Source organism: Micromonospora sp. NPDC051296, from assembly GCF_040682255.1.
GTDB classification, from domain to species: Bacteria; Actinomycetota; Actinomycetes; order Mycobacteriales; family Micromonosporaceae; genus Micromonospora; species Micromonospora craterilacus.
In genome coordinates this window covers 19,481-30,490 of sequence record NZ_JBFBAO010000036.1, presented here as the reverse complement: position 1 = coordinate 30,490, position 11,010 = coordinate 19,481, and the positions used below count along the sequence as shown (strand labels likewise).

12 protein-coding genes are annotated in these 11,010 nt (G+C 72.5%); 7 read left to right on the top strand and 5 right to left on the bottom strand.

All coding sequences use genetic code 11. From position 1 onward, the window contains the following. From AB0M52_RS06600 to AB0M52_RS06575, 6 genes are all read left to right on the top strand, one after another. The coding region (locus AB0M52_RS06600) for a substrate-binding domain-containing protein (protein WP_363949773.1) at window positions 1-786 on the top strand (786 nt) is incomplete at its 5' end. 105 nt (window positions 787-891) lie between these two features. Further along, window positions 892-1,707: an ATP-binding cassette domain-containing protein gene (locus AB0M52_RS06595; RefSeq protein ID WP_363949770.1), complete on the top strand. Its 816-nt coding sequence runs from the start codon at window positions 892-894 to the stop codon at window positions 1,705-1,707. Further along, window positions 1,704-2,963 carry an ABC transporter permease gene (locus AB0M52_RS06590; protein ID WP_363949767.1) on the top strand — a complete coding sequence of 420 codons (1,260 nt, stop codon included), beginning with the start codon at window positions 1,704-1,706 and terminating at the stop codon, window positions 2,961-2,963. The genes AB0M52_RS06595 and AB0M52_RS06590 overlap by 4 nt, the downstream gene beginning before the upstream one ends. 28 nt (window positions 2,964-2,991) lie before the next feature. Beyond that, the gene (locus tag AB0M52_RS06585; RefSeq protein ID WP_363949764.1) at window positions 2,992-4,173 is read left to right on the top strand and encodes an ROK family transcriptional regulator; all 1,182 of its coding nucleotides are present in this window, start codon (window positions 2,992-2,994) and stop codon (window positions 4,171-4,173) included. A 136-nt stretch (window positions 4,174-4,309) separates the two neighbouring features. Continuing rightward, window positions 4,310-5,047: a DUF4142 domain-containing protein gene (locus AB0M52_RS06580; protein ID WP_363949761.1), complete on the top strand. Its 738-nt coding sequence runs from the start codon at window positions 4,310-4,312 to the stop codon at window positions 5,045-5,047. Between the two features lie 9 nt (window positions 5,048-5,056). After that, on the top strand, window positions 5,057-6,700 hold the full coding sequence (locus AB0M52_RS06575; RefSeq protein WP_363949758.1) for a copper resistance protein CopC: 1,644 nt from the start codon (window positions 5,057-5,059) through the stop codon (window positions 6,698-6,700). 3 nt (window positions 6,701-6,703) lie between these two features. On the opposite strand, the gene AB0M52_RS06570 is transcribed toward AB0M52_RS06575, so the two are convergent. From AB0M52_RS06570 to tsaB, 4 genes are read right to left on the bottom strand one after another with little or no spacing between them, the layout of a single operon-like run. Then, complete coding sequence (locus AB0M52_RS06570; RefSeq protein WP_363949755.1) at window positions 6,704-6,958, bottom strand: hypothetical protein; 255 nt, start codon at window positions 6,956-6,958, stop codon at window positions 6,704-6,706. A gap of 14 nt (window positions 6,959-6,972) precedes the next feature. Then, window positions 6,973-8,019, bottom strand: a complete 1,047-nt coding sequence (gene tsaD, locus AB0M52_RS06565) for a tRNA (adenosine(37)-N6)-threonylcarbamoyltransferase complex transferase subunit TsaD (RefSeq protein ID WP_363949752.1) — start codon at window positions 8,017-8,019, stop codon at window positions 6,973-6,975. A 7-nt stretch (window positions 8,020-8,026) separates the two neighbouring features. Beyond that, entirely contained in the window at window positions 8,027-8,497 is a 471-nt protein-coding gene (gene rimI / locus AB0M52_RS06560; RefSeq protein WP_363949750.1) for a ribosomal protein S18-alanine N-acetyltransferase, read from the bottom strand. After that, window positions 8,494-9,171: a tRNA (adenosine(37)-N6)-threonylcarbamoyltransferase complex dimerization subunit type 1 TsaB gene (gene tsaB, locus AB0M52_RS06555; protein WP_363949747.1), complete on the bottom strand. Its 678-nt coding sequence runs from the start codon at window positions 9,169-9,171 to the stop codon at window positions 8,494-8,496. The genes rimI and tsaB overlap by 4 nt, the downstream gene beginning before the upstream one ends. Before the next feature lie 404 nt (window positions 9,172-9,575). Between tsaB and AB0M52_RS06550 the strand changes: the two genes are divergently transcribed. After that, the gene (locus AB0M52_RS06550) at window positions 9,576-10,271 is read left to right on the top strand and encodes a helix-turn-helix domain-containing protein (RefSeq protein ID WP_363949744.1); all 696 of its coding nucleotides are present in this window, start codon (window positions 9,576-9,578) and stop codon (window positions 10,269-10,271) included. Here AB0M52_RS06550 and ung read toward each other — a convergent pair. Further along, the gene (ung, locus tag AB0M52_RS06545) at window positions 10,260-10,961 is read right to left on the bottom strand and encodes a uracil-DNA glycosylase (RefSeq protein ID WP_363949742.1); all 702 of its coding nucleotides are present in this window, start codon (window positions 10,959-10,961) and stop codon (window positions 10,260-10,262) included. The two genes, AB0M52_RS06550 and ung, sit on opposite strands and share 12 nt — an antisense overlap. Window positions 10,962-11,010: the final 49 nt, after the last annotated feature.

Here is an 11,010-nt window from a genome sequence, read left to right as displayed (position 1 = left end):
GACTCCGGCACCGGCAAGGCCGTCCTCGACAAGGCAAAGTCGCAGGGCGTCGCCACCATCGACTACGACCGCCTCACCCTCGGCGGCTCGGCGGAGTACTACGTCAGCTTCGACAACGAGGCCGTCGGCAAGCTCCAGGGCGAGGGCCTGGCCAAGTGCCTGACCGACCAGGGCGCGAAGAACCCGGTCGTGGCGTACCTCAACGGCTCCCCGACCGACAACAACGCCACCCTGTTCAAGAACGGGTACGACTCGGTGCTCAAGCCGAAGTTCGACTCCAACGAGTACACCAAGGGCCCGGACCAGGACGTCCCGGACTGGGACAACGCCAAGGGCGCCACGCTCTTCGAGCAGATGCTGACCCAGACCGGCGGCAAGATCGACGGCGTGCTGGCCGCGAACGACGGCCTCGGCAACGCGGCCATCTCGGTGCTGAAGAAGAACAACCTCAACGGCAAGGTCCCGGTGACCGGCCAGGACGCCACCCCGCAGGGCCTGCAGAACATCCTCGCGGGTGACCAGTGCATGACCGTCTACAAGGCGGTCAAGAAGGAGGCGGACGCCGCCGCCGAGCTGGCCATCGCGCTGGCCAAGGGCGAGCGGAAGGAGACCGGCCAGACGGTGAAGGACCCGGAGGGCGGCCGTGACGTGCCGGCGGTCCTGCTCACCCCGGTCGCGATCTACAAGGACACCGTCAAGGACGTCATCGCCGACGGCTTCGTGACCAAGGACGAGGTCTGCACCGCCGACTTCGCCAAGCTCTGCACCGACGCGGGCATCAGCTGACCGCACCCCCGCCCAGGCGGCGCCGCCCGGCACGGCAACCCCGTGCCGGGCGGCGCGACGCCGCTGGACGGGCCCCGATCTCCCCTCCGTGAAAAGGAGACCCCCGTGTCCGCGACTCCCCTGCTGGAGCTCCGCGGGATCGACAAGAGTTTCGGTCCCGTCCAGGTGCTGCGCGATGTCGCCTTCGCCGCGTACCCGGGCGAGGTGACCGCGCTCGTCGGCGACAACGGCGCCGGCAAGTCGACCCTGGTCAAGTGCATCAGCGGCATCCACCCCACCGACGCCGGACAGTTCGTCTTCGACGGCCGGCCGGTGAACATCAACAACCCGCGGGACGCCGCCGGGCTCGGCATCGAGGTCGTCTACCAGGACCTTGCCCTCTGCGACAACCTCGACATCGTGCAGAACATGTTCCTCGGCCGGGAAAAGCGCAGCGGGATCATCCTCGACGAGCCGACGATGGAACAGATGGCCGCGGAGACCCTGGCCGGGCTCTCCGTACGCACCGTCAAGTCGCTGCGCCAGCACGTCTCCAGCCTCTCCGGCGGCCAGCGCCAGACCGTGGCGATCGCCAAGGCGGTGCTCTGGAACAGCAAGCTGGTGATCCTGGACGAGCCGACCGCCGCGCTCGGCGTCGCGCAGACCGCCCAGGTGCTCGAACTGGTCCGCCGGCTCGCCGACAACGGCCTGGCCGTCGTGCTCATCTCGCACAACATGAACGACGTCTTCGCCGTCTCCGACCGGATCGCCGCGCTCTACCTCGGCCAGATGGTCGCCCAGGTGAAGACCACCGACATCACCCACGCCCAGGTGGTCGAGCTGATCACCGCCGGTCGCACCGGCGAACTCGGGCTCGCCACCGAACCGGCCAACGGCGACCACGGCACACCGGCCAGCAGCACCACGGGAGACCTCACATGAGCACCACCGTTGTCCAGCAGGAGGGGCCGGCCGCCGTGACGCCGTCGCCCACCGTCGGCGGCCATGTCCGCGACTACCTGCGCCGGGTACGCGGCGGCGACCTCGGGGCGCTGCCCGCCGTGCTCGGCCTCGTCACCCTCTGCGTGATCTTCTCGATCGCGCGGCCCACGTTCCTCACCGCCGGCAACTTCGCCAACCTGTTCACCCAGGGGGCGGCGGTCACACTGATCGCGATGGGCCTGGTCTTCGTCCTGCTGCTCGGTGAGATCGACCTGTCGGCCGGCTTCGCCAGCGGCGTCTGCGCGGCGGTGCTGGCCAACGTGGTCACCGTGCTGGGCTACCCCTGGTACGTCGCGGTGCTCGCCGCCGTGGTCACCGGCGTGGTGATCGGCACCATCCTCGGCGCCCTGGTCGCCAAGGTCGGCATCCCCTCCTTCGTGGTCACCCTCGCCGCCTTCCTCGCCCTCCAGGGCGTGGTGCTGCTGTTGATGGAGGAAGGCAAGAACATCTCGGTGCGTGACCCGGTGCTGGTCGCGATCGCCAACCGCAACCTGCCACCGGTCCTCGGCTGGGCGCTGTTCGCGCTCGCGGTCGCCGGGTTCGCCGCCGTGCAGTTGGCGCGCTACCGCAAGCGCGCCGCTCGCGGCCTGGTCAACGACCCGCTCGTGGTGGTGCTGGTCCGCATCGGTGTGCTGGCCCTCGTGCTCGGCCTCGCCGTCTACGTGCTCAACCTGGAACGCAGCCGCAGCGTGCTGATCGCCTCGCTCAAGGGCGTTCCGATCGTCGTGCCGATCATCGCCGTGCTGCTGGTGTTCTGGACCTTCGTGCTCAAGCGGACCAGCTACGGCCGGCACATCTACGCGGTCGGCGGTAACCGGGAGGCCGCCCGCCGGGCCGGCATCAACGTCGACCGGATCCGCATCTCGGTCTTCGTGATCTGCTCCACCATGGCCGCGATCGGTGGCATCGTCGCCGCCAGCCGGGCCAACTCCGTCGACCCGAACACCGGTGGCAGTAACGTGCTGCTCTACGCCGTCGGCGCAGCGGTGATCGGTGGCACCAGCCTCTTCGGCGGCAAGGGCCGGGTCCTCGACGCGGTCCTCGGCGGCGCCGTGGTGGCGGTGATCGAGAATGGCATGGGCCTGCTGAACTCCAGCTCGGGCGAGAAGTACGTCTTCACCGGCGTGATCCTGCTCGCGGCCGCAACCGTTGACGCATTGTCCCGACGACGAGCCGCCGCGACCGGCAACCGCTGATCCGCACCACCGAAAGTAGTAAGCCCCGATGCGCGTAGGACCGAGCCAGGACGAGATCCGCCGGCAGAATCTCGGCGCCCTGCTGCGCCACGTGCACGTGCACGGTGCCACCACGCGCGCCGAGCTGACGAACACGCTGGGGCTGAACCGGAGCACCATCGGTGCGCTCACCGCCGACCTCGCCACCGCCGGCCTGGTGACCGAGGGTGCGCCCAAGGAAACCGGCCGGGCCGGACGACCGTCGCTGGTCGTCCGGCCCGAGTCGGAGCGGATCTTCGCGTACGCGTACAGCATCGAGGTGGACCGGCTGCGCGCCGCGCGGGTCGGCCTCGGCGGTGCGGTGCTCGACCGCCGGGAGCTGGACCGGCCGCGCGGCCTCACCGCCGCGGAGGCCGCGCCGCTGCTGGCCGGGGCGGTCAAGGAGATGCGGTACGCGCTGCCGGAGGGGGCCGTCTGCGTCGGCGCCGGGGTAGCGGTCTGCGGCATGGTGCGCCGCGACGACGGGCTGGTCCGGCTCGGCCCGACCACCGGTTGGGTGGACGAGCCGATCGGCACGGCGCTCGGTGCGGAACTCGGCGTCGACGTGCCGGTGACGGTCGGCAACGTGGCCGACGTGGCGGCCTTCGCCGAGCACACCCGTGGCGTGGCGGCCGGCTGCGACAACGTCATCTACCTCTACGGCGATGTCGGGGTGGGCGCCGGGATCATCGCCGGCGGGCGGCGGTTGACCGGGCACGGCGGCTACAGCGGCGAGGTCGGGCACATGGTGGTGGCCCGCGACGGGGTGCGCTGCGAATGCGGCAACCGGGGTTGCTGGGAGACCGAGATCGGCGAGCACGCGCTGCTCCGGGCCACCGGTCGATCCGACGCCCGGGGCCGGGAGGCGATGCTGGCGGTCTTCGACGCCGCCGGCCGCGGCGATGCCCGGGCCCAGACCGCGGTACGCCAGGCCGGCGACTGGCTCGGCTTCGGCTTGGCCAACCTGGTCAACATCTTCAATCCGGAGATGGTCATCTTCGGCGGCACCATGCGCGACCTGTACCTGGCCGCCGCCGCCCAGGTGCGCAGTCGGCTCAATTCCAACGGGTTGCCCGCCTGCCTGGAGCACGTACGGCTGCGTACGCCGCAGCTCGGTGAGGACGCCGCCCTGATCGGCGCCGCCGAACTGGCCTTCGAGCGGTTGCTCGCCGACCCGCTCGACGTCGGCTGACCCCGGTCGCGAGCCGGTTTCGGGAACGGTGAACTGATCGGCCGGACGATCCGTACCAGTGTGCGGACGGGCGGCCGGCGGGTGCGGACGCCCGTCTCGTAGACGATCGGTTCCCGACCGAGGAGGCACCGCAGACATGGCACCGCTGGATTCCGCTCGTCGCCGGCAGGGCAACCGGTCCCGTCGCCTGGCGGTGCTGCTCACCACGATCGCCGCAGCCCTCGTCGTGCTGCCCGGCGCGGCGTTGGCCGCGCCTGCCGGCCAGCAACTCAACGCCGCCGACCAGGCCCTGCTCGACGGTGTGCGGCTGGCCGGGCTGTGGGAGATGCCGGCCGGGCAGATGGCCGCCGAGAAGGGGCAGTCGCGGGTGGTCCGGGAGATCGGTGCGGAGATCGCCCGGCAGCACGAGGAACTGGACCGGCTCACCGTGGAGGCCGCCAACAAGCTCGGCGCCACCATTCCGAACGTGCCGACCGCGGAGCAGCAGGGCTGGCTGACCGAGATGAAGAACGCCACCGGCGCCCGCTTCGACCAGATCTTCGTCACCCGCCTGCGGGTCGCCCACGGCAAGATCTTCCCGGTCGTCAGCGCGGTCCGGGCCAGCACCCGCAACCCGGTCATCCGTGACCTGGCCAACGCGACCAACACCTTCGTCGGCGACCACATGACGATGCTGGAGAGCACCGGCCTGGTCCGCTGGGCCGAGCTGCCGCCCGCGGCGCTGCCCGCGCCGGGCAACGACGGCCTGCTCGCCGCCGCATCGGCCAACACCGGCCCGCAGATCGGCATCAACAACACCCTGATCTGGGTGATCTTCCTCGGTGCGCTCGGCACCGGCGGCTTCCTCTCGTACCGCATGCTCCGCCGCAGCTAGCCCCGACCGATGGCGACCCGTACCCGAGCCGCTGCCCTGCTCGGGCTGATCCTGGCCGCCCTGTGCGCCGCCCTGGTCCCCGCCGGCCCGGCGGCGGCCCACGCCGTCGTGGTGGCCACCACCCCGCTGCGCGACGAGGTCCTCGGTTACGCACCGCGCGAGGTGCTGGTGACCTTCAGCGAGCCGATCGCCGCCGTCCCCGGCCGGGTGCAGGTTCTCGCGCCCGACGGCAAACGGATCAACGTCGGCGATCCGGAGGTCCGGGACCGGACCATGCGCATCGCGCTTCGTGCCTCCGACCGGCCACTCGGCACCTACCTGGTCAGCTACCGCGTCATCTCGGCGGACAGCCATCCGGTCGCCGGGAGCTTCACCTTCGCCGCCGGGGCACCCTCGGCGACCCCGCCGCTGCCGGCCGCGGCGGAGTCCGAGTCACCGGCCGGGGCACTGGTGCCCGTCGCCAAGTTCGTCGGGTACCTGGGTCTGCTCCTGGCGGTCGGCCCGCCGCTGCTCGCGGCGACCATGTGGCCCCGCCGCCGGGCCCGGCGGGGCGCGACGGTCACGGCGCTGGTCGGGCTCGGCCTGGTCGCCGCCGCCACGCTGGGCACCTGGGTCGGGCAGGCCGCGCAGGTGGTCGGTGCCCCGCTCGGGCAGGTGTCCCCGGCCGACCTCCGCGCGGTCGCGGACAGCGACATCGGGGTGGTGCTGGCGGTACGGCTGGCGCTGGTCGGCCTGGCCGGGGCGCTGCTGCCGGCGGTCACCCGGGGCACCGCCGGCCGGCCGCGTATCGGAGCTTTGCTGGCGGTGGGCGTGGCCGGACTGGTCACCTGGCCGGTCGCCGGGCATCCGGTCGCCTCGCGGGTGCCGCCGGTGAGCATCGTGCTGACCACCGTGCACATCGCCGGGGTCACCGTCTGGCTGGGTGGGCTGCTCGCCCTCACCATGTTCCTGCTCCGGGGCACCCACGAGCGGGTCCTCGCCCGGATCCTGCCGGCCTGGTCGAGGGCGGCCACGCTGGCCGTGGCCTGGCTCGTCACCGCCGGGGTCATCCAGGCCGCGATCGAACTCGGCCGGCCGTCGGCCCTGCTCGGCAGCACGTACGGCCGCCTGCTCTGCGCCAAGGCCGCGCTGCTGGCCGGCGTCCTGGCCGTCGCGGCCTGGCAACGGCGGCTGATCCGCCGGCAGGTCGCCGCCGGCCAACCCCGACGGGTCGCCCGGGCGGCCGGCGTCGAACTCGCGGCGACGGCGGTGGTGCTGGCGCTGACCGCGGTGCTCGTGCAGACCCCGCCCGGCCGTACGGCCGGCACGGCGGCGGCCGGGGTGACCCGGGAGGGCGTCGCGCAGTCGCTCACCACCGACCTGTTCACGCTCCAGTTCGACGTCTACCCGGCGGCCGCCGGCACGGCGAACAGCCTGCACGCCTACGTCTACACACCCGAGGCGAAGGAACTGCCGGTGGCGGAGTGGACCATCACCGCCGCCCTGCCGGAGGCGGGCATCGAGCCGATCACCGTCGGGGTCTTCGCGCTGGAGCCGCACCACGGCAGCGCCGAGATCCACTTTCCGGTGCCCGGTGACTGGACGCTGCGGATCACCGCCCGGACCAGCGAGATCCACCGGTCCACCGCCACCACCACGGTGACCATCCGCTGAGGCTCAGCGGTCGACCTGGGTGAAGTCCCAGGAGTGCGCAGGCCGGGCGAGCAGCATCACCGGCGGCTCGGGCAGCGGCCGGGGGCTGCTGCGCCACTTCGAGATCACCACGACCCGGTGGTCGGTGGAGGAGAACACCTCGCTGGACAGGTGCAGCGGGTCGTGCTCGAACTCGGGCAGGGCGGTGTCACAGACCCAGGTGATCAGGTCGGCGACGCCGTACGGCTCCGCCCGCGCCTCCCACATCCGTACGATCACGTTCCCGTCCTCCCTCAGACGCTGACCGTGGTCAGCGGCATGGCCGAATCCGCAGGCAGGTCGAGCCGGCTCGGCGCGACACCGGCGGCGACCAGGTGCGAGCCGAGCGCCGCCACCATCGCGCCGTTGTCGGTGCACAGTCCCGGTCGAGGGACGCGTACCCGGATGCCGTGCCGGGCGGCCCGCTGCTCCGCCATCGCCCGCAACCGCGAGTTGGCCGCCACTCCCCCGCCGATCACCAGGGTCTCGATGCCGTTGGTACGGCAGGCGTCCAGCGCCTTCCCGACCAGCACGTCGCAGACCGCCTCCTGGAAGGACGCGGCGACGTCGGCGACCGGGACCGGCTCGCCGGCCCGCTGCCGTGCCTCCACCCAGCGAGCCACCGCGGTCTTCAGGCCCGAGAAGGAGAAGTCGTAGCGATGTGCGGCGAGGTCCTTGGCGGCGGTCAGCCCGCGCGGGAAGGCGATGGCCGCCGGGTCGCCGACCCGGGCCTCCCGGTCGATGTACGGCCCGCCCGGAAACGGCAGGCCGAGCAGCCGGGCGATCTTGTCGAACGCCTCACCGGCCGCGTCGTCGATGGTGGCGCCGAGCGGCGTCACGCCCCGGGCCAGGTCGTCGACCAGCAGCAGGGACGAATGCCCGCCGGAGACCAGCAGCGCGATCGCCGGCTCGGGCAGTGGACCGTGCTCCAGGGTGTCCACCGCGACGTGCGCGGCCAGGTGGTTGACGCCGTAGACCGGCTTCTCGGCGGCGACCGCGTACCCCTTGGCCGCCGCCACCCCGACCAGCAGTGCGCCGGCCAGGCCGGGACCGGCGGTGACCGCGATCGCGTCGACGTCGGCGAGGGTGACGCCCGCGCTGGTCAGCGCCCGTTCCATGGTCGGCACGATGGCCTCCAGGTGCGCCCGGCTGGCCACCTCGGGCACCACCCCACCGAACCGGGCGTGCTGGTCCACGCTGGACGCGAGCGCGTCGGCGAGCAGGGTGTGCCCGCGTACGACGCCGACGCCGGTCTCGTCGCACGAGGTCTCGATGCCGAGGATCAGTGGTTCGTCAGCCATGGAAGTCTCAGTCCTGGATGCGCTGCATCACCAGCGCGTCGGTGTTGCTCGGTTGGTAGTAGCCGCGCCGCACGCCGATCGGTTCGAACCCGTACATCGCGTAGAGCCGCTGGGCCGGCGCGTTGTCCGCCGCGACCTCCAGCAGCACGGCGCGTACGCCCTGCCGGGCGGCCTCGGCGAGCAGTGCCTCCAGCAGCAGCCGCCCGACCCCCCGGCGCTGGACGTCCCGCCGGACCGCGACGTTCTGCACCCACGCCTCGTCGGGCGGGGCCACGGCGAGCCCGGCGTAGCCGAGCACCGCGCCGCCGTCGTCGGTCACCACCCGGTAGAAGTGCCCGTGCGACAGTTCGTTCCAGAACATCGCGGCGGACCACCGCTCGGCGCCGAAGAGATCCGCCTCGATCGGCAGCACCTCGTCGATGTGCCACCAGCGGAACCGGGCCAGGTGCACCAGGCTCTCTCGCTGCGGTTCACTCATGGCAGGACCGGTTTGCGCGTGGTGGCCACCACCGCGTCCGGACGGCGCAGGTAGAGCGGGGTGAGCGGGTCACCGGGCGCACCGGCGCGGATCCGCTCGGCGGCCAGGGTGGCGAGGGCGTTCGCGTCCGGGTACCGCGGCTCGGGCCGCAGCGGCAGCCCGAGGGCGTCGGCGTACCGGTGCGCTCCGTCGCCGACCGCGGCGGTGACGGCCAGGGCGCGGGCCTGTTCGGCGGCGGCCGTGGGCGCAGCGACCTCCGGCCCGACGACGCGCTGGCCAGCGCCGTCGTAGACCGCCCAGTAGATCTCCCGGCGCCGCGCGTCGCTCGCCGCCAGCACCGGCTCGCCGGCCGCCGCCGGGTAGCCGATGGCGTCCAGCGAGCAGACGCCGTACGCGGGAATGCCGAGCACCTGGCCCATGGTGGCGGCGGTGACCAGCCCCACCCGCAGCCCGGTGAACGGACCGGGGCCGAGCCCCGCGACGATCGCGCCCAGGTCGGCCGGCCGGGCACCGGTGTCGGCCAGGACCGCGTCGACCTGCGGGGCGAGCAGTTCGCCGTGCGCACGGGCGTCGACCGTGCACCGGTGCGCCCGGGTCGTCACCGCGCTCGCGGTGACCTCGACCAGGGCTGCGGTCACCGCCGGGGTCGAGCTGTCCACCACGAGTACAAGCACAATGAACCACCCTATCCGCACGCCCATCCGCCCGACGCCGCCCCGCCCACCGCCCTGCCGCCCCACCGCCTGCCGCCCCACCGCCTGCCGCCCCACCGCCCCACCGCCTGCCGCCCCACCGCCTGCCGCCCCACCGCCTGCCGCCCCACCGACCTGGCGCCCCACCGCCCTGGGCGGCCTGGCGCTCCTGCTGTCCGGACTCAGGCCGACCGTCACGCTCCGTGACGGCACACCTTCACATTGCCTGACGGTCCTGATTTCACCGAGGAATATTTATTTCGTTGTGAAATCAGACTCTCCGGAAGAAGCATGGGCCCTCGCTGTCGGACGCAGGGGCCGAACCGAACTGACATGAATACGTCCGAGCTACCTCAGGCAGCGTCGGGATGCGCCACCATCCGGGGATGACCGGAAGTCGGCTCGCCACCCAGATCGCCACCGCCCTCCGCCGCGAGCGGGAACGCCAGCAGCTCACCCAACGCGCGCTGGCCGACCTGGCGGGCGTCGGGCAGGCCACCTTGGCGAATCTCGAGAAGGGTCGGCGGCTGCCCAGCATCCGGCTGGTCGAGCGCGTCTTCGAGGCCCTGGAGCGGCAGCTTTCGGTGGCGGTCGAGCCGCTCGACGCACACCTCGACGACCGGCTGGCCGACCTGGCGGCGCGTCCATTGGCCGACCGTGTCGACGAACTGAACCTCGACCGCCTGTTGGACCGGCTCGGTGACCTGCCGTACCTGTTGACTGGCAGCACCGCGGCGATCCTCCAGGGCGCACCCGTGCCCGCCGACGGGTTCGAAATCGCCGTGCGCTGGCGCGACTCCGCCGCCTTCACGGCGTGGCTGGACTCCGCCTACGCCCAACGCTGGAGCGAGCGGTGGGGTGAGTACGGTGGGCTGCGGATGGAGCCGGAGGAGCCCGGCGCGCACCGGTGGTTGACCCGTTTCGGCGAGATCCGGGCGGCCATGTGCGACGAGCTGCCCGAGCCGATCGAGGTACGCCACGGTGATCGGACCTACCAGGTGGTGCCGCTGGTCGCGGTGGAGCTCTCCGACCCGCGCGCCGCCGACCTGCTGCGCCGCTACCGGAATCGCTCAGCCAGCTGAACCCTCCCAGTCGATGGTGGGCAGGCCGGCGTCGGCGAGTGCCTTGTTGGCGGCGCTGAACGGGCGGCTGCCGAGGAAACCGCGCGGGTTCATCGGGCTGGGGTGACCCGCCTCCAGCACCACGTGCTGCGGGTTGGTGACCAGCGCGGCCTTCTTGCGCGCGTAGCCGCCCCAGAGCAGGAAAACCACCCGCGAGTCCAGGGCGTCGAGTGCCCGGATGGTGGCGTCGGTGAACTCCTCCCACCCGCGGTTGGCGTGCGAACCGGGGGTGCCCTGCCGCACGGTGAGCACCGAGTTGAGCAGCAGCACGCCCTGCGCCGCCCAGCCGTCGAGGTTGCCGCTGCGCGGCTTCGGCACGCCCAGATCCTCGCCCAGCTCCTTGAAGACGTTGCGCAGGGAGGGCGGCACGGAGACCCCCTCGCGCACGCTGAAGCTCAACCCGTGCGCCTGCCCCGCACGGTGGTAGGGATCCTGCCCGAGGATCAGCACCCGGCAGGCCGACGGCGCGCAGAGCCGGTAGGCGGAGAACAGGTCCTCGACCGGCGGGAAGACCGTGCCGGCCGCGTACTCCTTGGCGACGAACTCGCTCAGCGCGGCCGTGCGGGCCGGGTCGAGATGCGGGGTGAGCACCGCCCGCCAATCCTCCGGCAGCAGCGCCAGCAGGTCCAGGGTGGCAACGTCGTCGGGCATCAGCAGCCTTTCACCGGTCGGATCGTTTCCGGGCACTGTAGGCAGTGGG